The 20,322-nt window shown below is 62.9% G+C and carries 20 protein-coding genes; 8 read left to right on the top strand and 12 right to left on the bottom strand.

Translation table 11 applies throughout. From position 1 onward, the window contains the following. Window positions 1-39: 39 nt before the first annotated feature. The 3 genes from gpsA to OJHNALOF_RS01970 are packed head-to-tail and all read right to left on the bottom strand — an operon-like array spanning window position 40 to window position 1,991. Entirely contained in the window at window positions 40-1,044 is a 1,005-nt protein-coding gene (gene gpsA, locus OJHNALOF_RS01980; protein WP_165661003.1) for an NAD(P)H-dependent glycerol-3-phosphate dehydrogenase, read from the bottom strand. Then, window positions 1,044-1,529, bottom strand: coding sequence for a protein-export chaperone SecB (gene secB, locus OJHNALOF_RS01975; protein ID WP_094201192.1), 486 nt, complete (start codon window positions 1,527-1,529; stop codon window positions 1,044-1,046). The genes gpsA and secB overlap by 1 nt, the downstream gene beginning before the upstream one ends. Window positions 1,530-1,562: 33 nt before the next feature. Then, entirely contained in the window at window positions 1,563-1,991 is a 429-nt protein-coding gene (locus OJHNALOF_RS01970) for a rhodanese-like domain-containing protein (protein ID WP_165661002.1), read from the bottom strand. A 217-nt stretch (window positions 1,992-2,208) separates the two neighbouring features. Here OJHNALOF_RS01970 and gpmM point away from each other — a divergent pair, with 217 nt between their 5' ends. Continuing rightward, a complete protein-coding gene (gene gpmM / locus OJHNALOF_RS01965) occupies window positions 2,209-3,741 on the top strand; it encodes a 2,3-bisphosphoglycerate-independent phosphoglycerate mutase (RefSeq protein WP_165661001.1) in 1,533 nt (510 codons plus the stop codon). A 10-nt stretch (window positions 3,742-3,751) separates the two neighbouring features. Continuing rightward, entirely contained in the window at window positions 3,752-4,969 is a 1,218-nt protein-coding gene (gene envC / locus OJHNALOF_RS01960; protein WP_165661000.1) for a murein hydrolase activator EnvC, read from the top strand. 2 nt (window positions 4,970-4,971) lie between these two features. Here the strand turns inward: envC and OJHNALOF_RS01955 are convergent, their stop codons facing one another. Together OJHNALOF_RS01955 and OJHNALOF_RS01950 are read right to left on the bottom strand one after the other, a co-directional pair. Further along, the gene (locus OJHNALOF_RS01955) at window positions 4,972-5,223 is read right to left on the bottom strand and encodes a YkgJ family cysteine cluster protein (protein ID WP_165660999.1); all 252 of its coding nucleotides are present in this window, start codon (window positions 5,221-5,223) and stop codon (window positions 4,972-4,974) included. Further along, window positions 5,223-5,795, bottom strand: coding sequence for a gamma-glutamylcyclotransferase (locus OJHNALOF_RS01950; RefSeq protein ID WP_165660998.1), 573 nt, complete (start codon window positions 5,793-5,795; stop codon window positions 5,223-5,225). The genes OJHNALOF_RS01955 and OJHNALOF_RS01950 overlap by 1 nt, the downstream gene beginning before the upstream one ends. A gap of 107 nt (window positions 5,796-5,902) precedes the next feature. On the opposite strand from OJHNALOF_RS01950, the gene OJHNALOF_RS01945 reads away from it, so the two are divergent. Together OJHNALOF_RS01945 and OJHNALOF_RS01940 are read left to right on the top strand one after the other, a co-directional pair. Continuing rightward, window positions 5,903-6,274, top strand: a complete 372-nt coding sequence (locus OJHNALOF_RS01945; protein WP_165660997.1) for an acetyl-CoA sensor PanZ family protein — start codon at window positions 5,903-5,905, stop codon at window positions 6,272-6,274. 34 nt (window positions 6,275-6,308) lie between these two features. Continuing rightward, complete coding sequence (locus OJHNALOF_RS01940; RefSeq protein WP_165660996.1) at window positions 6,309-7,691, top strand: aspartate ammonia-lyase; 1,383 nt, start codon at window positions 6,309-6,311, stop codon at window positions 7,689-7,691. A 262-nt stretch (window positions 7,692-7,953) separates the two neighbouring features. Here the strand turns inward: OJHNALOF_RS01940 and OJHNALOF_RS01935 are convergent, their stop codons facing one another. The 5 genes from OJHNALOF_RS01935 to phnW all read right to left on the bottom strand — a co-directional run bounded on the left by OJHNALOF_RS01935 (window position 7,954) and on the right by phnW (window position 13,395). After that, window positions 7,954-9,300 carry a DASH family cryptochrome gene (locus OJHNALOF_RS01935; RefSeq protein ID WP_165660995.1) on the bottom strand — a complete coding sequence of 449 codons (1,347 nt, stop codon included), beginning with the start codon at window positions 9,298-9,300 and terminating at the stop codon, window positions 7,954-7,956. Between the two features lie 70 nt (window positions 9,301-9,370). Beyond that, window positions 9,371-10,381, bottom strand: a complete 1,011-nt coding sequence (locus OJHNALOF_RS01930; RefSeq protein WP_165660994.1) for a putative 2-aminoethylphosphonate ABC transporter substrate-binding protein — start codon at window positions 10,379-10,381, stop codon at window positions 9,371-9,373. A gap of 177 nt (window positions 10,382-10,558) precedes the next feature. Then, entirely contained in the window at window positions 10,559-11,455 is an 897-nt protein-coding gene (locus tag OJHNALOF_RS01925) for a DMT family transporter (RefSeq protein ID WP_165660993.1), read from the bottom strand. Further along, complete coding sequence (gene phnX / locus OJHNALOF_RS01920; RefSeq protein ID WP_165660992.1) at window positions 11,455-12,285, bottom strand: phosphonoacetaldehyde hydrolase; 831 nt, start codon at window positions 12,283-12,285, stop codon at window positions 11,455-11,457. The genes OJHNALOF_RS01925 and phnX overlap by 1 nt, the downstream gene beginning before the upstream one ends. 15 nt (window positions 12,286-12,300) lie before the next feature. Then, a complete protein-coding gene (gene phnW / locus OJHNALOF_RS01915; protein WP_165660991.1) occupies window positions 12,301-13,395 on the bottom strand; it encodes a 2-aminoethylphosphonate--pyruvate transaminase in 1,095 nt (364 codons plus the stop codon). Window positions 13,396-13,611: 216 nt separating this feature from the next. Between phnW and OJHNALOF_RS01910 the strand changes: the two genes are divergently transcribed. The 4 genes from OJHNALOF_RS01910 (at window position 13,612) to OJHNALOF_RS01895 (ending at window position 18,541) form a co-directional block, all read left to right on the top strand. Beyond that, window positions 13,612-14,313, top strand: a complete 702-nt coding sequence (locus OJHNALOF_RS01910; RefSeq protein ID WP_165660990.1) for a UTRA domain-containing protein — start codon at window positions 13,612-13,614, stop codon at window positions 14,311-14,313. A gap of 96 nt (window positions 14,314-14,409) precedes the next feature. After that, the gene (locus tag OJHNALOF_RS01905; protein WP_094201212.1) at window positions 14,410-15,465 is read left to right on the top strand and encodes a putative 2-aminoethylphosphonate ABC transporter ATP-binding protein; all 1,056 of its coding nucleotides are present in this window, start codon (window positions 14,410-14,412) and stop codon (window positions 15,463-15,465) included. Beyond that, window positions 15,462-17,138 carry a putative 2-aminoethylphosphonate ABC transporter permease subunit gene (locus OJHNALOF_RS01900; protein WP_165660989.1) on the top strand — a complete coding sequence of 559 codons (1,677 nt, stop codon included), beginning with the start codon at window positions 15,462-15,464 and terminating at the stop codon, window positions 17,136-17,138. The genes OJHNALOF_RS01905 and OJHNALOF_RS01900 overlap by 4 nt, the downstream gene beginning before the upstream one ends. Then, a complete protein-coding gene (locus OJHNALOF_RS01895; protein WP_165660988.1) occupies window positions 17,138-18,541 on the top strand; it encodes an FAD-dependent oxidoreductase in 1,404 nt (467 codons plus the stop codon). Before OJHNALOF_RS01900 ends, OJHNALOF_RS01895 begins: the two co-directional genes overlap by 1 nt. A gap of 50 nt (window positions 18,542-18,591) precedes the next feature. Here OJHNALOF_RS01895 and glpX read toward each other — a convergent pair whose 3' ends face one another. Together glpX and can are read right to left on the bottom strand one after the other, a co-directional pair. Beyond that, complete coding sequence (gene glpX / locus OJHNALOF_RS01890; RefSeq protein WP_094201215.1) at window positions 18,592-19,599, bottom strand: class II fructose-bisphosphatase; 1,008 nt, start codon at window positions 19,597-19,599, stop codon at window positions 18,592-18,594. A gap of 21 nt (window positions 19,600-19,620) precedes the next feature. After that, the gene (can, locus tag OJHNALOF_RS01885) at window positions 19,621-20,277 is read right to left on the bottom strand and encodes a carbonate dehydratase (protein ID WP_094201216.1); all 657 of its coding nucleotides are present in this window, start codon (window positions 20,275-20,277) and stop codon (window positions 19,621-19,623) included. Window positions 20,278-20,322: the final 45 nt, after the last annotated feature.

Below are 20,322 nucleotides of genomic sequence, written 5' to 3'. Positions count from 1 at the left end.
TGATTCGGTGTTCACTTCGAGCTTATCGCTTCCAGCCTGCTATTCCGCCTTGCGGTCCCGGCTCAGCAGGGCAATGGCGGCTTCTTTGGCGTTCTTGCCTTCATACAGCACCTGATACACCTGCTCGCAGATGGGCATTTCCACGCCATGGCGCCCGGCCAGCCGGTGCACCTCGTCGGCATTGCGGTAGCCTTCCACCACCTGACCGATCTCGGTCATGGCGGTGTCTACGCTTTTGCCCTGGCCCAAGGCCAGGCCAAAACGGCGGTTGCGGGACTGGTTGTCGGTGCAGGTGAGCACCAGATCACCCAGTCCGGCCATGCCCATAAAGGTGTCCTGCTGGGCGCCCAGGGCTACCCCCAGGCGCTGCAATTCGGCCAGGCCACGGGTAATGAGCGCTGTGCGGGCATTGGCGCCAAAGCCCAGGCCATCGGCCAGGCCGGCGCCGATGGCGATCACGTTCTTGACCGCACCACCCAGCTGCAGTCCCACCATGTCGTCGTTCAGATACACGCGAAACGAACGGCCGCAGTGCAGCAGATCCGCCAGCTCCTTGCCAAAGGCCGGCTCGGTCGCGGCCACGGAGATGGCGGTGGGCAGGCCCATGGCCAGCTCCCTGGCAAAGGTCGGGCCCGACAGCACCGCCAGCGCCCGCTCCTCACCGAGAATGTCTTTTGCCACCTGTTGCAACAGGTTGCCACTGGCCGGATCCAGACCCTTGGTAGCCCAGGCAATGCGGCTGTCGGGGCGCAGAAAGGGTTTTATCTTGCTCAGCAGATCGGCAAAGACATGGCTGGGCACCACGATCAGCAGATCGCGACTGGCCTGCACCGCCCGCTGCAAATCCGCCTCGGGCGCCAGGCTGTCGGGAAAGGCCGCGTCAGGCAGGAATACCTGGTTGCAACGGTCCGCCGCCAACGCCGCCACCTGCTCGGGCCGGTGGCTCCACAGCAGGGTGCGATGGCCGTTGCGGGCCAGCGCGATGGCCAGGGCCGTGCCGTAAGAGCCGGCCCCCAGCACGGTAATGGCGGCGTCCGGTTTCATCAGGCGTCGGCCTGCGGCTGTTGCTGCTGGGCGCGCTGGACGTGGGCGGCAAACAGGGCGTCAAAGTTCACCGGCGCCAGGTTCAGCTGCGGGAAGGAACCCTTGTTCACCAGGCTGGCCACGGTTTCGCGGGCATAGGGGAACAGAATGTTGGGGCAGAAGGAGCCCAGGCAGTGCGCCAGCTGGGGCTCGGCCATGTTACCGATGGTGAATACGCCGGCCTGCTGAATTTCGCACAGATACACGGTTTCGTTCTCACCCATCTTGCAAGTCACGGTCAGGGTCAGCACCACCTCAAACACGTTGTCACCCAGGCGGGCACTCTTGGTGTCGAGATCCAGTTTTACATCCGGCTTCCACTCCTTTTGAAACACCAGGGGAGTGCCCGGGGCCTCAAAGGACATGTCTTTCAGGTAGATGCGCTGAATCTGAAACTCTACCTGTTGTTGCGCCTGGGCATCGGCGCCGTTTGCTGCTTCGGCCATGAAAATATCCTTTTGCTCAATGGGTTGTAAAAATTAACGTTTGGTCACCGGCAGGTTCTGGCTGCGCCAGTCGGTCATGCCGCCACGCAGGGTATGCACCTGGGCAAAGCCGGCCTTGCTCAGCAGGCGACCGGCGCCGCCGGTGGTCATGCCGCTTTCGCATACCAACACCAGGGGCTTGTCCTTGTACTTTTCGATCAGGTTCAGGTTGTTGGCCTTGAGCTGAGCGTTGGGCACGTTGACGGCGCCGGCAATGTGGCCCTTGCGGAATTCTTCCGCCGAACGAATGTCGACCACGGCGGCATTTTGCTTGTTGATCAGCATGACCGCTTCCTGGGCCGGCACCACCTTCACTTTGGACAGCCGGGCAATAATAAAGGTGTACACCACCGCCGAGGCAAGGCCCAGCCAGACCATGGTCAGCAGCGGATGCCGGGCGGCAAAGTCGAGATACTCTTGCATGATGTTACTTCTTGCGATTCAAAAGACGGAAAAGCCCGAGTATACATGGGCACTCGGCAAATAACAGCCGCCCACTCCCGTGCAAACGCGGCCCGGATCACCCAATGGCAAATCCCCCGCCCCCTCGTCTGGTGACCAATTCATCAGTTGTAGTAATATGACGGACAGTTTCAGTTTTCATCGCATTACACTTCAAATAAAGACATAGGGTTACACCATGAACTCGACCAAAAAGCCCCTGGTACTGCTCATTCTCGACGGCTGGGGATACAGCGAAAAAACCGAACACAACGCCATTCACACCGCCCGCACCCCGGTACTCGACCAGCTGATGCAGGCGCGCCCCTCCACCCTGATTTCCACCTCGGGAGATGACGTGGGTCTGCCCGATGGCCAGATGGGCAACTCCGAGGTGGGCCACGTCAATATCGGCGCCGGCCGCATCGTCTATCAGGAGCTGACCCGCATCGGCAAGGCCATCAAGGACGGCGATTTCTTTACCAATCCGGCGCTGACCCAAGCCGTGGACGGCGCCGTCAACAAGGGCCGGGCGGTGCACATCATGGGCCTGCTGTCGCCGGGCGGCGTTCACAGCCATGAGGATCACATTGCCGCCATGGTGGAACTGGCCGCCGCACGGGGCGCCGAACAAATCTATCTGCACGGCTTTCTCGACGGCCGCGACGTGGCCCCCCGTTCGGCCCGGAGCTCACTCGAACGTTTTGACGGTTTGTTTACAAAACTGGGCAAAGGCCGCATCGCCTCCGTGGTGGGTCGCTACTACGCCATGGACCGTGACAACCGCTGGGATCGGGTGCAGAGCGCCTATGACCTGCTGACCCAGGGCAAGGCCGACTACAGCGCCGCCACCGGCGTGGAGGCCCTGCAGGCCGCCTACGACCGCGACGAGAACGACGAGTTCGTCAATGCCACCGTAGTGGGTGAGCCGGTCGCCATGCAGGACGGCGACGCCGTCATCTTTATGAACTTCCGCGCCGACCGGGCCCGGGAGCTGACCCGCGCCTTTGTCGAGGACGACTTCACCGGTTTTGAGCGCGGCGTACGCCCGGCGCTGTCCGACTTTGTGATGCTCACCGAGTATGCCGCCGACATTCATACCAGCTGCGCCTACCCGCCCGAGCACCTGGTCAACACCCTTGGCGAGTGGCTGGCCGAGCACAACAAGACCCAGCTGCGCATCTCGGAAACCGAGAAATACGCCCACGTGACCTTCTTCTTCAACGGCGGCATCGAGGAATGCTTTGCCGGCGAACAGCGAGAGCTTATTCCCAGCCCCAAGGTGGCCACCTATGATCTGCAGCCGGAGATGAATTCACAGCAGCTGACCGACAAGCTGGTCGAGGCCATTGAGAGCGGCCAGTTCGACGTCATCATCTGCAACTATCCCAACGGCGACATGGTCGGCCACACCGGCGTGTTCGAGGCCGCGGTCAAGGCCTGCGAGGCGGTGGACAGCTCCATTGGCCGAGTAGTGGCGGCGCTGGAAAAAGTGGGTGGCGAGGCATTGATCACCGCCGATCACGGCAACGCCGAGCAGATGGTCAACCCGGAAACCGGCGAGATCCATACCGCCCACACCAACCTGCCGGTGCCGCTGATCTACATCGGCCGCGATGCCAGCCCGGTGGAAGGCGGTCGGCTGTCGGATCTGGCGCCCACCATGCTGACCCTGATGGGCCTGGATATTCCGCCGCAAATGACTGGCAAGCCCCTGATGGTTCTGAAATAATCTGAGCCCTATGGGCGCACAAAGACTGATTGTTTCAATATTGCTGAGCACCGGCCTGATGGCCGGTGCTTGCGCATGGGCGAATGACAGCAAGGATCTGAAGAACGTAAAGGGTCAGATTGCCAGTCAGCAGCAAGACATTCAGGTCCAGCAACGAGAGCTGAAGGCGCTGCAACAACAGCTGGCCGAGGACGAAAAGGCCATTTCGGCCCTGGCCCGAAAGCTGAACCAGACTCAAAACAAGCTAAAAGACAATGAGCGGGAGCTGGCCCGGCTCGAGCAGGAGCACCAGTCCCTCAACCAACAGGCCGACGAACAGCGCCACCAGCTGGCCTCCCAGCTGCGTGCCGCCTACCAGAACGGCCGTCACGACTACCTCAAACTGCTGCTCAACGGCCAGGACAGCAGCGACATTGACCGCCTGCTGCATTACTACGCCCACCTCAACCAGGCTCGGGCCGATGCCCTGCAACAACTGGCCGAGATTCGCCGCCAGCTGGCCGACAACCGCCGCCGGGCCGAACAGGGCCGCACTCGGCTCAAGGAGCTGCTGGCCGGCCAGCAACAACAGCAGCAGTCATTGCAGCAACGCCAGCACGAACGCAACCAGACCGCCAACAAGATCAATGCGCAACTGGAGCAGGGCAACCGCCGGCTGGCCAACCTGCAGCAGGCCGCCAGCCACCTGGAGCAGCAGATCAAGGCCGCCGCCGAGCGAGCCGAACGGGAGCGGCGTGAACGCGAACGTCGCGAGCAGGAACGCCTGGCCGCGGCCCGCAATCAGGCCGGGCCGTCGGGCCACACCCCGGTGGTGGCCAAGACTCAGGGGAGCTTTGGCGGACTTGCCAAGGGCAGCCTGCCCTGGCCGTTGCAAGGATCACTGCTGCATCGCTTTGGCGCCGCCCGCACCAGCCAGCTCAGCTGGAAGGGTCTGCTGATTGGCGCCCCCGCCGGCCGGGAAGTCAGCGCCGTGGCCAATGGTCAGGTGGTGTACGCCGACTGGCTCAACGGCTTTGGCATGGTGATGGTCATCGACCACGGCAAGGGCTACCTCAGCCTGTACGGCCATAACCAGTCATTGCTGCTGGGCCCGGGAGACAGGGTCAAGGCCGGTCAGGCCATAGCACTGAGCGGTGAAAGTGGTGGCCAGGACAAGCCGGGGCTCTACTTCGAGATCCGCTACCGGGGCCAGGCCATTGACCCCCTGCCCTGGCTGCGCCGGGGCTGATTTCAGGCCGTTGCTGCCTCCAGCTCGCTGATCAGCCAGATGGCGTTATCGCGGCCGGTGCCGCACACGTCGGCGGCGGGGTTAAAGCGGGCGCACAGCGCCGGCCGCTCGGGCCTGCCAAACAGCTCACAACGCATGTCTGCCAGCAGATGGGCACAAGGCACCCCCGCCGGCTTGCCATCGGGCATGCCCGGCAACGGCGCGCTGATGCTGGGGGCGATGCAGCAGGCGCCGCAGTTGGGCCGGCACTCCATCAGCCTTCTCCTTCAACCGGTGGCAACAGCGCCACCAGCCCGGCCACATGGTCGTCATGCACGCCCTGGCGGGCCAGCGCTTCGGCAAGGTTGAGCAGATAGTCCCGGTTGCTGCCGCTGGGGCCATGGGCATGGGCGATCTGCGCCGCCATTTCCGCCGGCGGCGCGTCCCCCAGAAAGGCGGCGTTGTGCTCGGTGGCGAGGTAAATCAGGCCATCTTCGGCCTGGCCGCTGTCAAATTGCACCGCCACCCGCTCCCGCAGGTAGCCATTCTTTTCCCGCAAATCGAGCTGTGCCAGTACCGCCGGCTCAATACGGTAGGCCATGCCGTGGCAGCGGACCTTAGGCGCACGAACCAGGGTGGCTACCCGGCCCGGCGCCGCCGGCGTGCCGCGATGATCGTGGGAGCCCTGCCAGAACCGGCGCGCCCAGCCGTCAATCCAGGCCGGACGGCGTTCCACAAAGGGAAAGTCCGCCTTCCAGATAAGGGAGCCGTAGCCAAACAGCCAGAAGCTGTCATGCTCATCGAAATGGGTCATGGCGCGATTGTGCGCCCGGGTGTCGAAACTCATGGAATCTGTCGTGGTGAAAAATGCCGCACCATAATGCCGCCGAACGGCCCGTTTGTCGAACTCGCCTCATGCTAGAATGCCGGTTTTTATGGCTAAGGAGCGGCATCATGCGCCTCACCGTACATCACCTGACTCAACTGCCCGAGCAATACAGGGCTCACGCGGAACTTATTCTGCAAGGCAAGCCCCTGCCCGAGAATCAGCCCTTTTTGCTGGCCACCTTTAACGACCGCGCCGTGGCCCTGGCCTGGCACCAGGACGAGCGCATCGGCTTTTTCGCGGTGCGGGACATTACTCGGCGTCGGGGCGTAGGCAGCGAGCTGCTGCGCCAGCTGAAGGCGGACGCCCAGGCTAACGGCCTCACTCGGCTGGAACTGAGCCTCGCCGGCCTGCCCGCCGAAGACGCCACGGCGCTGACGGCCTTTTTCAGCGTCTGCGGCTTTCGGCAAAAAGACGGAGTGCTAAGCTCTTTGCTGTAGTCATGACCGTCTGACATCAATGGAGGAAGCAGTGATGAAAATGCGAACCGAACGGGATTCCATGGGCAACATAGAGGTACCGGTCGAGGCACTCTACGGCGCCCAGACCCAGCGCGCCATCAACAACTTCCCCATCTCGGGCCAGCCCTTGCCCCCCGCCTTTATTCACGCCCTGGCCCTGCTCAAGGCCGGCTGCGCCCACGCCAACGGCGAACTGGGCCGGCTGGAGCAGGACAAGGCCGACGCCATCGTGCATGCCGCCCACGAGGTGATTGCCGGCAAACACGACGACGCCTTTCCGATAGACGTGTTTCAGACCGGCTCGGGCACCAGCACCAACATGAACGTCAACGAGGTGCTGGCCCACCTGGCCAGTGCCCACCTGGGCAAGCCGGTGCATCCCAACGACGACGTCAACATGGGCCAGAGCTCCAATGACGTGATTCCGTCCGCCATTCACGTCAGCACCGCGCTCGCCTTCAGCCGTGAACTGCTGCCGGCCCTGCACCAGCTGGAGCAGACCATACTCGGCAAGGGCGAACGCCTGCAGGACAAGGTGAAAACCGGCCGCACCCACCTGATGGACGCCATGCCCCTGCGTTTTGATCAGGAGCTGGGGGGCTGGGCCACGCAGGTGCAGTATGGCCGTGATCGTTTGCAGGGGCTGCAGAGCCGGCTGCAGCAACTGGCCCTGGGGGGCACCGCCATCGGTACCGGCATTAACGCCGATCCGCGCCAGGCCAGGCTGGCCTGCGACTATCTCAATGAGCATACCGGCCAGGACTTTTGTCCGGCGGAAGACTACTTCTACAGCCTGAGCTGCCAGGACACGGCGGTGGAGCTGTCGGGCCAGCTCAAAACCCTGGCGGTGGCACTGATGAAAATCGCCAACGATCTGCGCTGGATGAATTCGGGACCACTTACCGGTCTGGCCGAGATTCAGCTGCCGGCGCTGCAGCCGGGCTCGTCCATTATGCCCGGCAAGGTCAACCCTGTGGTGCCCGAGGCGGTGGCCATGGTGGCGGCCCAGGTGATGGGCCTGGACGCCGCCAACACGGTGGCGGGACAGTCGGGCAATTTTCAGCTCAATGTGATGCTGCCGCTGGTGGCCAGCAACCTGCTGACCATGATGAAACTGCTGGCCAATTGTGCGCCGCTGCTGGCCGAGGCCATCGACGGCTTTACCCTGAACGAGGAGCACCTCGGCGAACACCTGGCCCGCAACCCCATACTGGTGACGGCGCTGAACCCGGTGATCGGCTATGCCAAGGCGGCGAACATCGCCAAAAAGGCCTATGCCGAGTGCCGCCCCATTCTGGAGGTGGCGCTGGAAGAAACCGATCTCTCCGAGGCCGAACTGCGCAAACTGCTGGATCCCGCCGCCCTGACCAAAGGCAGTCAGCAGGAAAAAGGTTAAACCTACGGCGCGGTGCAGTCCGTCGGACCACATTGTTGGGATTCGCTACGCTCATCACCAACCTACGCTTCTGTTTCATGGGGCTGCAAAGCTGACTGCCAGTTTTCGTCATTAGTAGGTTGCGAATGAGCGCAGCGAATTCCAACACAAAGCCGGCTGCGGAATTCTGATGATGCACTACGCTCATCGCCCATTTGCGATTCGTCCGCCTCATTCCCACGCTCAACATGGGAATGCATAACGGAGCCTTCAGGCAAAAGCCTCAACACTCAAGCGGCACCAGGGGTGCCGGGTAATCCAGTAATTGCTCGCCGCGCTGGTGGCGCTCTACCTGTTCAAGGGTGACCGGGCCCAGTTCGGGCAGCCACTGGTGCAGGTGAGTGAGCTTGGGATCGTACTGGCGCCACTGCCGGTGCGGGTTGAAATGGTGCCCCTGGCGCGGATCGTGGCCGGCGCCGGCAATGTAGGCCCAGTTGCCCCAGTTGCTGGCCACGTCAAAGTCCACCAGGTGCTGTTCAAAAAAGCGCGCGCCCAGCCGCCAGTCCAGCCCCAGCTCGTGCATCAGGCAACTGGCCAGATTCTGCCGAAGCCGGTTGGAGCAAAAGCCGGTGGTGATGAGCTCCTTCAGGCCGGCATCGATCATCGGCCAGCCGGTACGGGCATTACACCAGGCCTGCCAGTATGCGGCATTGAAAACGCCCGGCACCGCCTTGCCGGTGAGACCGCCGGCCGCAAACAGCCGCGTGCCGTGCACCCGCAGCGACCAGTGAAAATACTCCCGCCACAGCAACTCAAAGCGCAGCCAGTAACTGTGCTCGTCGCTGCTCCACCGTTGCTCGTAACGCAATACTTCATGCCACACCCTTCGTGGTGAAAGGCAACCCCAGGCCAGGGCGGCACTAAGGTGACTGGAGAAATAACGGCCGGTCAAATCGTTGCGGCTGGCCTTGTAATGGGCCAGGGCCCGTTGTTCAAACAGGTAATGCTGCAGCCAGCCCCGGGCCGCCGTCTCTCCCCCCTGCCAGGCCGGATGGGCCGGCGCACCCGGCGTCGCGGGCCAGTGAATGCCGGTTGCTAGCGGGCACCTGGCGGCCTGAAGCCGGCCGAGGTCAGCCGCCGGTTGCGGTGCCGACACCGGCCAAACCGGTTTTTTCTCCACCAGTTTTCGAAAGCCGGTGAAGCTGGCGGGAAATGTCTCGAATAACGGTTCAACCTGATGTGGTGCAAACAGCGGCTGGGTTTCAACCGTGCGCACGGTTACGCCGGCGTCTTGCAGCCGAGTCAGCCAGTCGGCCTCTTCCGGCGCCTGGGCGGCATGAGTGACCAGCTCAAAGGGCTGCTGCCGGTGCCAGGCCAGCAGCAGTGCCACCGGGTCGCCCTCCAGCAACGTGAGCGGAAAGGTTGCCAGCCGCTCGCGTAAATCCGCCAGCGCCTGCTGCAAATAGGCCACCCTGGCGGTACCCAGCCGATGCAGCCCGGCGTCGTCGGCCTGGCGCCAGTGGGCGGGCAGAATAAAAACCGCCGCCGTTGTTCCCTGGTACTCCGCCAGCCGTTGCCAGCCGGCGTGATCGTCCAGCCGCAGATCGTTGCGTAACCACAGCAGTCGCATGGCCGCCTCCTGGTAAAAAAAGAACCCGGTACGCTGACCGGGCTCTCACTGACAGGCATTCATTCAAGCGCTATTTGGCTTCGCTCTTGCCGTCGTAACGGCGCTGCCACTCGGCCAGAATGGCCTCGCGCTGGCCGGCCGCCCAGGCGAAGTCGTTGTCGATCATCACGCTGGCCGGCTGCTCCGGAAAGTACTGCACCGGCCTGGCCACACCCGGCATTGCAACCACCGCGAAGCTCTGATTATAGAGCTCGTTGGCCTGGCGGGTGACGGCGAAGTCCAGCAGCTTTTGCGCCGCCGTTTCATTGTCGGTGCCCTTGACGATGGCCGCCGCTTCCATTTCCCAGCCCACTCCCTCACTGGGGAAGACCAGATCCAGCGGGGCGCCCTGCTGCTTGAGGCTGGCCCCCCGGTAGGCCATGGAAATACCGATGGTCGCTTCACCCGAGGCCGCCTGCACGCAGGGTTTGGAGCCGGAGTGCGTGTAGTTGGCAATATTCTGGTGCAGACCATCCATGTAGGCCCAGCCCTTATCTTCACCAAACTGTTGCAGCCAGGCCGAGACATCGAGAAAACCGGTACCGCTGGAAGCCGGGTTGGGCATCACAATATGGCCCTGGTATTCGGGCTTGGTCAGATCCTGCCAGCTACTCGGTTTGGTCAGGCCATGCTTTTCGGCTTCGATGGTGTTGTAGCAGATCACCCCCAGCCAGGCGTTCATGCCCACCCAGTGAGGCGTGTCGCGGGCATCGCGGAACTCTGCCGACAGCTGTTCCAGGCCGGCCGGGGCATAGGGGGCCAGCATGTCGTGTTCATCCATCAGCATCAGGCTGGTAGCGGCCAGACCCCAGATCACGTCGGCCTGGGGGTTTTCCTTTTCCGCCAGCAGGCGCGCGGTAATAATCCCGGTCGAATCCCGCACCCAGCGAATGGCGACGTCCGGGTTTTCCTGTTCAAAGGCGGCCTGATAGGCCTTTAGCTGATCCAGCTCCAGGGCGGTATAAACGGTCAGTTCGGTCTTGGCCTGGGCACCGGCGGCGGCCAGGGCCAGCAGCAAAGCCAGGGGGGTCTTCTTCAGCATGCTTCCTTCTCCATTTGGTATATACCAGAAAACACGCTCAGCTTAAAACCAGCGAATGACAGTCCGGTGACAGTTTCGTGAAAAAGTGGATAACCGACACCATCATGGCCACCACGCAAAAAAGAAACGGCCGGGCAAGCCCGGCCGCATCACGGCTGTAATATGTTCCATTCGGCCTCAACCGGCCAGGGCCACCAAGGTCAGCCCCCCCAGTATCAGCGCGGCCCCGGGCAGTTTCCCTCCCCGGTACGACTCGCCCAACAGCCAGATGCCCAGCAACACTCCCAGGGGAATGCTGAGCTGACGCAAGGCCACCACATAGGAAACCTGACTGGCCAGGGCCAAAGACCACAACACCAGGCTGTAGGTCAGCCCCATCATGATACCGGCCAGCATGGCGGGACCGGCCGACCGGCGCCCGGTTTGCATCAGCCCGGTGCGAAAGCGCGGCCACCACAACAATGGCAACGACGTCACCAGTACCGCCATCACCTGCAACCAGAGATAATACAGGGCCAGGCTCTGCCGGCCGTGCAGCCCGTCCAGCCAGACCCGCAACAGCGAGATGGCATGAGCGTCGATCAGGCTGTAGCCGCTGGTGCCAACGGCGGCCAGCAGGGCCAGGGCGCAACCCGGTGTCAGGTACTGCCGCACCCGCCACTGGCGCAGACTGAGTACCGGCAACAGCAGGCAACCGGCCAGCATCAGGGCCATGCCGACCCCTGCCGCCGGCGTGATGACCTGGCCCAGGGCCAGCCCACCCACCCCCACCAGCAACATGGGCAGGGCCCGGGCCAGCGGATAGGCCAGGCTCAGGTCCCCCTGACGATAGGCCGCGGCCAGCGCCGCCATATACAGGTTCTGACACAGTCCGCTGGCCAGCAGCCAGCCCCAGAAGGCCAGCCCCTGCTCTCGCCCCAGCATCCACAGGCCAAACGGCAGCAACACCAGGCACTGGGTCAGGTTGGCCAGCCAGAAAAAGGCATAACCGGGGCTGACCCTCTTGCCAAGCAGGTTCCACAACGCATGCAACGCGGCGGAGCACAGCACCAGCAACAGGGCCAGCGGCGTCATCAGGGACGCTCGCCCCGGGCCAGGCGGGCGTTGATGTCGTCAATCACCGCCGGCAATTCGGCGATAGTGTCGATCACATAATGGGCGCCGGTACCGGCCAGGCGAGCATGGGCCTTGCTGCGCAGACGCTGCTGCTCACTCGGCGCCAGGGCCTGCCAGTCTTCCAGCGACAGGCCTACCTCGTTGCCGGACACCGCCAGTACCACCGTCCACATGCCGGCGTTCAGGCCTTCTTCAATACCCACACCGGTATCATCCACCTTGACGCAGGCCTGCACCGCCCCCGCCTCCAGGGCACAGGCCGCCCGCAGGCTCATTTCCGGCCAGGGCCGGCCGCGCTGCACGTCACTGGCGGTGATCACCACCTCGGGGGCATAGCCCTGCTCGGCGGCGCGCTGCACCAACTCAACGATCATGTCGCGGCTGTAGCCGGTATTGGCGCCCAGGCGAATGCCGCGCCCGGTGAGCTCCGCGGCCACCCGATCCATGCCCGGGATCAGCACGGCGCTGTCGCGAATGCATTCGATCTGAATCTGCACGAAGTCCTGATACAGGCGATCGATTTCCGCCTCACTTGGGGCCTCACCCTTGATCTGCAGCCAGGCTTCACGAATACGCGGCATGGCCAGCATCTGGCAAATGTGATCACGCTTTTCGCTGCCCATGGGAGCCCGGCACTCGGCCTGGGTGACGTCAATGCCTTCGCCGGCAAACAGGCGCCGAAAGGCGTTAATTGGCGCGACGGAGCCAAAATCCACCGTGGTGCCGGCCCAGTCCATGATCACCGCCTGCACGGCCCCGGTATAACGACGTTCAAAACGATAGCTCATTGTGGTTTCCTTTATTTACCAGAAAATAGCGTCTTCGATGGCAGCCAGCAGGCCGACCACGTCCTGTTGATACACTTCTCCTATGGTGCCGATGCGAAAACAGTCCACCGCCGACACCTTGCCCGGATAAATCACATATCCGCGCGCTTTCAGTCCTTCATAAAACCGCTTGAAGTCGTAGGCCGGCGCCTCGGGTGCGGCGAACACGGTGATCACCGGCGACTGCCAGTCCCGCGCCACCAGCGGCCGAAAACCGAGCCGTTCCATGCCATCCACCAGGGTCCGCTGGTTGCCTTGATAGCGCCGATGACGAGCGCCCACGCCCCCTTCCTGCTCCAGCTCGGCCAGGGCCTGGGCAAAGGCTCGCACCACATGGGTCGGCGAGGTAAAGCGCCACTTGCCGCCCTGACGTTCCATGCACTGCCACTGATCGAACAGGTCCAGGCTGACCGAACGGGCCTGGCCCTCACAGCGCTGCATGGCCGCTTCCCGAGCGATAATGAAACTGAACCCGGGGACACCCTGAATGCATTTATTGGCACTGGAGATCAAAAAGTCGATGGCCAGCTCGCCCGCATCCATGGGGACACCGCCAAAGGAACTCATGGCGTCCACGATCAGGGTCTTGTGCCGTGCCTTGGCGGCCTGACACAGTTCCGCCAGCGGATTGAGAATGCCGGTGGTGGTTTCACAGTGCACAAAGGCCACATGGCTGATGGACGCATCCGCTGCCAGTGCCTGGCTCAGCAGCTCGGCCGACAACGGCTCGGTCTCCGCCACTTCCATGGTGGCAAGGCGCAGCCCCAGGCAACGGGCAATATCGGCCATGCGCCGGCCGTAGGCGCCGTTGATCAATACCAGCAACTTGCCCTCGGCGGGTACGGCCGAGCCCAGCACCGCTTCCACACCGGCGGTGCCGCTGCCCTGCATCAGCACACTGGTGTAGCCCGAATGGGCAGTGGCCAGGCGCACCAGCTGGCGGCGAATGGGCTGCACCACGCCCTGGTTGTAATCGTCGTCCCAGGTACACCAGTCCTTCATCATGGCCTCGCGCACACTGGCGGAGGTCGACAGGGGGCCGGGGGTCAGCAGCAGATAGGGATTATTCACGTTCACTCCTGGTATATACCAAACTTGCAAACACGATAACCGTACCACCGTCGGCGGGCAAGGCAACAACCCCGGCTGCAACAAAAAATTCATCTGTAGCAGGCCTGTGCATTGACCTCCACAGGGGTAATAATGGCCACCAGTTTCAACACCTTGACGACAACCACCGCGCCCTCGGGCGGTAAAAATAGTGGTGTAGTCCATAATGGAAAGAGAATGAGCAAACCCCATTACCAGCAGATCAGCGACAGCATTGAAGCCCAGATCCGCAGTGGCGCCCTGCCCACCAACAGCAAGCTGCCCTCGGAACGCCAGCTCAGCGACGCCTTCGCCACCACGCGGGTCACCCTGCGCGAAGCGCTGTCGCGGCTCGAAGGCAAGGGGCTGATCTACCGCGCCAACCGCCGTGGCTGGTACATCACGCCGAGCCGCATCAACTACAACCCGACCCAGGGACTGCCCTTCAACGAAGTGGTTTCCGGCCAGGGCCGACAGCCCCACACTCAAGTGCTGACGCACCAGCTGGCGCCGGCCGAGCCGGCGGTGCACCGAGCCCTGGGGCTGGCGCCCCTGACTCCCCTGCACCGTGTGCAGCGGCTGCGCTCCATCGATGGTCACGCGGTGCTGCTGGAAGAAAACCATGTGGATCCGGCCCGCTTTCCAGGCCTGGCCGAGCATGACCTGACCCGCTCCCTGACCCGGTTGTTCGAACAGGAATACGACGTCAGCATCGCCACCATGGAACTCAACATGTATCCGGTGGCCCTGGATGAAAACCGGGCCCAGGCCCTGGGCGTGGCGACCGGGGCCGCCGCCCTCTTTATCAGCCGGCTGTCACGGGATCCCGTCGGCAGGGCCATTGAACTGGACTGGGAGTACTGGCGCCACGACGCACTCAATATTCAGCTGTCGGTCTGAGCAAAAAACATCACCCTGTCAATAAAGTGTCACACCATCGTCACAAACACTTTGTAGATTGCCCGAAACTGGTCTAAACCAGATGAGGGTAATCTGATGACATATTTAGCAATCGACAATGTGGTAAAGCACTTCGGCGACTTTCGCGCCCTCAAGGGCGTCAGCCTGACCGTAAAGGAAGGGGAGTTCATTTGTTTTCTCGGCCCAAGCGGCTGCGGCAAGACCACGCTGCTGCGCGCCATCGCCGGCCTGGACCTGCCTACCGACGGTCGCATTGAACAGGCCGGGCGCGATATCACCCAGGCGCCTCCCGAGCAACGCGACTTCGGCATCGTGTTTCAGTCCTATGCCCTGTTTCCCAACCTCACCGTGTACCAGAACATCGCCTTTGGCCTGGAAAACATGCGCTTGCCCAAGGACGAGATTCGCTCACGGGTGGCGGCGCTGCTGAATACCATCGGCCTGCCCGACAGCGGTAGCAAGTATCCGGGGCAACTGTCCGGCGGACAACAGCAGCGGGTGGCCCTGGCCCGGGCCATTGCCCTTTCACCCGGCCTGCTGCTGCTGGACGAGCCTCTGTCTGCGCTGGATGCCCGCGTACGCATTCAGCTGCGCGCCGAAATCAAACGGCTGCAGCGAGAACTCGGCATCACCACCATCATGGTGACCCACGATCAGGAAGAGGCCCTGGCCATGGCCGATCGCATCGTGGTGATGAACCAGGGTGAGATCGAGCAGATCGGCACCCCTGAAGAAATCTACTATCAGCCCGCCACACCCTTCGTGGCCCGCTTTATCGGTGCCATGAACTTCTATGCCGCCGTGGCCGACCATCACGGCCGCCTGAACCTGGGTGAACATACCCTGCCCCGTCAGGTCACCCCTGGCAGCCGGCACCTGCTGGCCTGGCGTCCGGAGCTGACCCGGCTGGCCGGGTCCGGTACCGGTCCTCAGCTGCGCGGGCGCATTCGGGAGCTGTCTTTCCTCGGTGCCTTTATTCGGGCCGAGGTGACAGTAGACAGTCACCCGGATCCCATCCTGGCGGATCTGTCGCCCCGGGACTGCGATCTGCAACGACTGCAGCCCGGGCAGGAAGTGGCGCTGGAGCTGCCGCTGGAGCATGCCCACCTGTTCAGCGGGGCCGGCGCATGACAACCCTGAGCCTGCCCCGCACGGCCAGCCGGGACGACAAACTGCAGCGCTGGCTGCTGACCCTGGCCTGCGTGCTGTTTCTGCTGGCCCTGGTGCTGCCCCTGGGCCAGATCCTGCATACCGCCCTGGTGGATGATCAGGGCCGATTCGTCGGCCTGGATAACATTCGTCGCTACCTGGCTACGCCGGCGCTGATCCACTCCCTGATCAATACGCTGACCATGGGCCTGCTGGTTACCCTGCTGGTAACCGGCCTGGCCTTTCTCTACGCCTATGGCCTGACCCGCACTCGGCTGCCGGCCCGGACCCTGTTCAAGGTGGTGGCCATGGTGCCGATACTGGCCCCTTCACTGCTGCCGGCCATCAGCCTGATTTACCTGTTCGGCAACCAGGGGGTGCTGCGTCACTGGCTGGGCGACGAAAGCATCTATGGCCCCATCGGCATCATGCTGGGGCTGTCGTTCTGGGCATTTCCCCATGCGGTGATGCTGCTCAGCACCGCCATGGGCGCCACCGACGGCCGCTTGTTCGAAGCCTGTCGCGTATTGCGCGGCGGCCCGGTACGCGCCTTTTTTCAGGTTACCCTGCCCGGCATCAAGTATGCGCTGCTCAGCACCCTGATGGTGGTGTTTACCATGGTGATCACCGACTTTGGCGTGCCCAAGGTGATCGGCGGCCAATACGCCATGCTGGCAACCGACATCTACAAGCAGGTGGTAGGCCAGCAGAACTTCGCCATGGGCGCACTGATCAGCACCCTGTTGCTGCTGCCGGCCCTGCTCGCCTTTGCCGCCGACAGCTGGTTGCAGCGTCGCAACAAGCAGTTGATCGACAGCCGTTCCCTGCCCTACCAGCCCGCTCCCAACCCCTGGCGTGACGGCTTTTTCCTGTTGTTCTGCAGCCTGATGGCCCTGGCCCTGCTGGCCGTGATCGCCATGGCCGGCTACGCCTCCCTGGTGCAGTTCTGGCCCTATAACCTGAGCCTGAGCCTGAACCACTACCGGTTTGATCTTATCGACGGCTGGCAGGCCTATGGCAACTCACTGCGCATGGCCGGCCTGACCGCCCTGTTCGGCACCCTGACCATTTTCCTGGCCGCCTGGCTGGTAGAGAAGGGGCAGGGTCAGAACGGCCTGCGCAAGCTGCTGCACGGCCTGGCCATGGTGCCGCTGGCGGTGCCCGGCCTGGTGCTGGGCCTGGCTTACATCTTCTTTTTCAATCAGCCGGAAAACCCGCTGCGCGTACTTTACGGCGGCATGACCCTGCTGGTGGTGTCGACCATAGTGCACTTCTATACCGTCGGACACCTGACCGCGGTCACCGCGCTCAAGCAGTTGCCCGCCGAAATCGAGGCCGTAGCCGCCTCCCTGCGCATCAGCCGGTTCAAGGCCATGTGGCGAGTCAGCCTGCCCATGTGTCTGCCGGCGGTGCTGGATGTGGCCATCTACCTGTTCGTCAACGCCATGACCACGGTCTCGGCGGTGGTGTTCCTGTACGGTCCCGACACCATGCTGGCGTCCGTTGCCGTGCTCAACCTGGACGACAGCGGCAACATCGCCCCGGCCGCCGCCATGGCCATGCTGATTTTCACCACCGCACTGCTGGCCAAGCTGCTGCACCTGGCCGCCAGCCGTGTCCTGCTGCGCCTGACTCAGGGCTGGAGACAACGATAATGCCAACACCACAACGCCCCTTCTGGCTGCAACAGGCTCTGGAGCGGGAGCAACCGGCACCGGCCGCCCCCCTCGATCGGCATCTTGAGGCCGATGTGTGCATCGTCGGTGGTGGCTACACCGGGCTGTGGAGCGCCATTCGGCTCAAGCAGGCAGAGCCGACACTCAATATCGTGGTGCTGGAGCGGGAACTGTGCGGCAGTGGCGCCTCGGGTCGCAACGGCGGTTGCCTGCTGACCTGGTCCACCAAGTATCCGTCACTGCGCCGGCGTTACGGAGAGCAGGAAGCCGCCCGCCTGGTGCGCGCCTCGGAACAGGCGGTGCTGGAGATTCGGGATTTTTGCGAGCAACACGGCATCGACGCAGAACTGCGTATCGACGGCACCTGCTACACCGCCACCAACGGTGCCCAGAGTGGCGCCATGGACCGCCTGGTGGCCGTGCTTGAGCACGCCGGGCTGAACAGCTGGTCCAGCCTGAACGAGGGAGAGTTGCTGGCCCACACCGGCTCCGAGGCCCACCTGGAAGGCCACTTCTCCCCCCTGGCCGGTTCGGTGCAGCCGGCGCTGCTGGTGCGTGGCCTGCGCCGGGTGGCGCTGTCCCTCGGCATTGCCATCTTTGAACACAGTCCCATGACCCGGCTCGGACGCGGCCGGCCGGCCCGGGTGGAAACGGCTCAAGGCAGCGTGACCGCCGGCAAGGTCATCCTGGCACTGAACGCCTGGACCCCGAGCCTGTTTCGAGAATTCGACAAACACCTGGTACTGGTGTCGTCCGACATGGCGATCACCACGCCGGCGCCGGCCGAGCTGAAGCGCCTCGGCCTGAACCATGGCGCCGCCGTGGTCGATGGCCGCACCTTTGTGCACTACTACCGCAGTACGCCCGACGGTCGGCTGATGCTGGGCAAGGGCGGCAACCTGTTTGCCTACGGCAACCGGCTGCATGCGGCCTTTGACCAGCCCAGTCGCTATCGGGCCATGCTGAAGGCGGCGCTGCAGCGCTTTTTTCCCGGGCTTCGAGCCGGCATTGAAGCCACCTGGACGGGGCCATCGGACCGTTCCGCCACCGGCCTGCCGTTTTTCGGTCGGCTTGAGGGCGACGGCGATATTTACTATGGCCTGGGCTATTCCGGCAACGGCGTGGTGCAGAGCCTGCTGGGCGCCAAAATACTCACCAGCCTGGTGCTGGGACGAAACGATGAGTGGGCTCGCTGCGGCTTGGCCAGGGGACCCCAGGGGCGTTTTCCTCCCGAGCCGGTGCGCTGGCTGGGCGCCATTACGGTGCGCAACGCCATTCGGCGCAAGGAAAACGCCGAAGACAGGGGTGACATGCCCTGGCCCTGGGATCGCTGGCTGGCACGCTTCGCCGATGCTGCCGGCAAGGCCGACAAGGAAGCCTGAGCACAAAAAAGGGATGCCTCGGCATCCCTTTTTCATTCGTGAAATCGGCGTTACAGAATGATGTCCTGCAGCTTGGCATCCTTGCGCGACAGAATATGAGTCGAGCGAATACGCCGTACGGTGCGTGACTTGCCCCGAATCACCAGGGTCTCGGTGTGGGCGTAGTTACCATCGCTGCTGATGCCCTCCAGCAGATCGCCCTTGGTGATGCCGGTGGCGGAAAAGATAACGTTGTCGGTGCGGGCCATGTCTTCCAGCTTGAGCACGGTACCCACTTCAATGCCCATTTGCTTGCAGCGTTCAATCTCGGCCTGGCCGGCGGCCAGGTTTTCCTCGTTCGGGCCCTTGACCTCGTAACGGGGCAGCAGGCGAGCCTGCATGTCGCCGTCCAGGGAGCGGACCACGGCGGCGGAAATCACTCCTTCGGGGGCGCCACCCACACCATAGAGCATGTCCACTTCGCTTTCCGGAATACAGGCCAGAATCGAGGCGGCCACGTCCCCGTCGGGAATGGCGAACACCCGCACGCCCAGGGCCTGCATGGTCTTGATGGCCTTGTCGTGGCGCGGCTTGGCCAGGGTGATCACGGTAAAGCGCGACAGCGGCTTGTTCAGGGCCTTGGCCACCGCCTTGATGTTCTGCTCGATGGACTTGTTGAGATCGATGGCGCCCTTGGCGCCGGCGCCGACGATGAGTTTTTCCATGTACATGTCGGGCGCACGCAAAAAAGCCCCTTTTTCACCCACCGCCATCACCGCCAGGGCGTTGGACTGGCCCATGGCGGTCATGCGGGTGCCCTCAATGGGATCCACGGCAATATCGACCTCGTCGCCGCCCAGGCCGACCTTTTCGCCGATATAGAGCATGGGCGCTTCGTCGATTTCGCCCTCGCCAATCACCACTTCGCCGCTGATCTCGATCTCGTTCAGCACATGACGCATGGCCGCCACGGCGGCGCCGTCGGCAATGTTCTTGTCGCCCCGGCCCAGCCACTTGTAGCCGGCCAGCGCGGCCGCTTCGGTCACCCGGGAGAATTCGATGGCCAGTTCACGTCTCATGAAAATTTCCTAATCAGTTATTTATTGTTCGTCGCCCAGCACCCGCTGGCGGAACACGCGATATACATCGGGAATTTGATCCATGCCAGACACGCACATGTCCAGATCGTGCAGGCGGCCGTCCTTGATACCGTAAACCCAGCCGTGCACGGACAGGGGCTGACCCTGTTTCCAGGCATTCTGAACAATGGTGGTGTGACACAGGTTGGCCACCTGCTCGACCACGTTGAGCTCGCACATGCGATCTTCCCTGACCTGCTGATCTTCGATGGCGTTCAGGGTGTCTTCGTGCTTGTGGCAGATGTCCTTGATATTGCGCAGCCAGTTGTCAATGAGCCCCAGCTCCTTGTTCTGCATGGCCGCCAGCACACCGCCGCAACCATAGTGGCCGCAGATGATGATGTGCTTCACCTTGAGTACTTCAACGGCGTATTGTACCACCGACAGGCAGTTGAAGTCCGTATGTACCACCAGGTTGGCCACATTGCGGTGCACGAACACGTCACCGGGCAGCAGGCCGGTGAGCTGGTTGGCCGGCACTCGGCTGTCGGAACAGCCAATCCACAGGTATTCCGGTGCCTGCTGCAGCGACAGTTGTTCAAAAAAGGTCGGATCCTCTTTCTTGATGCGTTCGGACCAGTCCCGGTTATTGTCAAACAGATGCTTCAGTTCTTTCATGGAATACTACCTGCCATGTTGTCGTTGGATATTAATAAAGTAGGC

The sequence above is a fragment of the Oceanimonas sp. MB9 genome (assembly GCF_011319775.1).
In the GTDB taxonomy this organism is placed as follows: domain Bacteria; phylum Pseudomonadota; class Gammaproteobacteria; order Enterobacterales; family Aeromonadaceae; genus Oceanimonas; species Oceanimonas doudoroffii.
Note: the sequence above shows the minus strand (reverse complement) of the source record. Positions and strands in the feature narration are given on the sequence as shown.

Bases quoted from the DNA above. Each gene is read 5' to 3' on its own strand.
- gpsA (WP_165661003.1), bottom strand. From the start codon at position 1,044: ATGAAACCGGACGCCGCCATTACCGTGCTGGGGGCCGGCTCTTACGGC.
- secB (WP_094201192.1), bottom strand. From the start codon at position 1,529: ATGGCCGAAGCAGCAAACGGCGCCGATGCCCAGGCGCAACAACAGGTA.
- OJHNALOF_RS01970 (WP_165661002.1), bottom strand. From the start codon at position 1,991: ATGCAAGAGTATCTCGACTTTGCCGCCCGGCATCCGCTGCTGACCATG.
- gpmM (WP_165661001.1), top strand. From the start codon at position 2,209: ATGAACTCGACCAAAAAGCCCCTGGTACTGCTCATTCTCGACGGCTGG.
- envC (WP_165661000.1), top strand. From the start codon at position 3,752: ATGGGCGCACAAAGACTGATTGTTTCAATATTGCTGAGCACCGGCCTG.
- OJHNALOF_RS01955 (WP_165660999.1), bottom strand. From the start codon at position 5,223: ATGGAGTGCCGGCCCAACTGCGGCGCCTGCTGCATCGCCCCCAGCATC.
- OJHNALOF_RS01950 (WP_165660998.1), bottom strand. From the start codon at position 5,795: ATGAGTTTCGACACCCGGGCGCACAATCGCGCCATGACCCATTTCGAT.
- OJHNALOF_RS01945 (WP_165660997.1), top strand. From the start codon at position 5,903: ATGCGCCTCACCGTACATCACCTGACTCAACTGCCCGAGCAATACAGG.
- OJHNALOF_RS01940 (WP_165660996.1), top strand. From the start codon at position 6,309: ATGAAAATGCGAACCGAACGGGATTCCATGGGCAACATAGAGGTACCG.
- OJHNALOF_RS01935 (WP_165660995.1), bottom strand. From the start codon at position 9,300: ATGCGACTGCTGTGGTTACGCAACGATCTGCGGCTGGACGATCACGCC.
- OJHNALOF_RS01930 (WP_165660994.1), bottom strand. From the start codon at position 10,381: ATGCTGAAGAAGACCCCCCTGGCTTTGCTGCTGGCCCTGGCCGCCGCC.
- OJHNALOF_RS01925 (WP_165660993.1), bottom strand. From the start codon at position 11,455: ATGACGCCGCTGGCCCTGTTGCTGGTGCTGTGCTCCGCCGCGTTGCAT.
- phnX (WP_165660992.1), bottom strand. From the start codon at position 12,285: ATGAGCTATCGTTTTGAACGTCGTTATACCGGGGCCGTGCAGGCGGTG.
- OJHNALOF_RS01910 (WP_165660990.1), top strand. From the start codon at position 13,612: ATGAGCAAACCCCATTACCAGCAGATCAGCGACAGCATTGAAGCCCAG.
- OJHNALOF_RS01905 (WP_094201212.1), top strand. From the start codon at position 14,410: ATGACATATTTAGCAATCGACAATGTGGTAAAGCACTTCGGCGACTTT.
- OJHNALOF_RS01900 (WP_165660989.1), top strand. From the start codon at position 15,462: ATGACAACCCTGAGCCTGCCCCGCACGGCCAGCCGGGACGACAAACTG.
- OJHNALOF_RS01895 (WP_165660988.1), top strand. From the start codon at position 17,138: ATGCCAACACCACAACGCCCCTTCTGGCTGCAACAGGCTCTGGAGCGG.
- glpX (WP_094201215.1), bottom strand. From the start codon at position 19,599: ATGAGACGTGAACTGGCCATCGAATTCTCCCGGGTGACCGAAGCGGCC.
- can (WP_094201216.1), bottom strand. From the start codon at position 20,277: ATGAAAGAACTGAAGCATCTGTTTGACAATAACCGGGACTGGTCCGAA.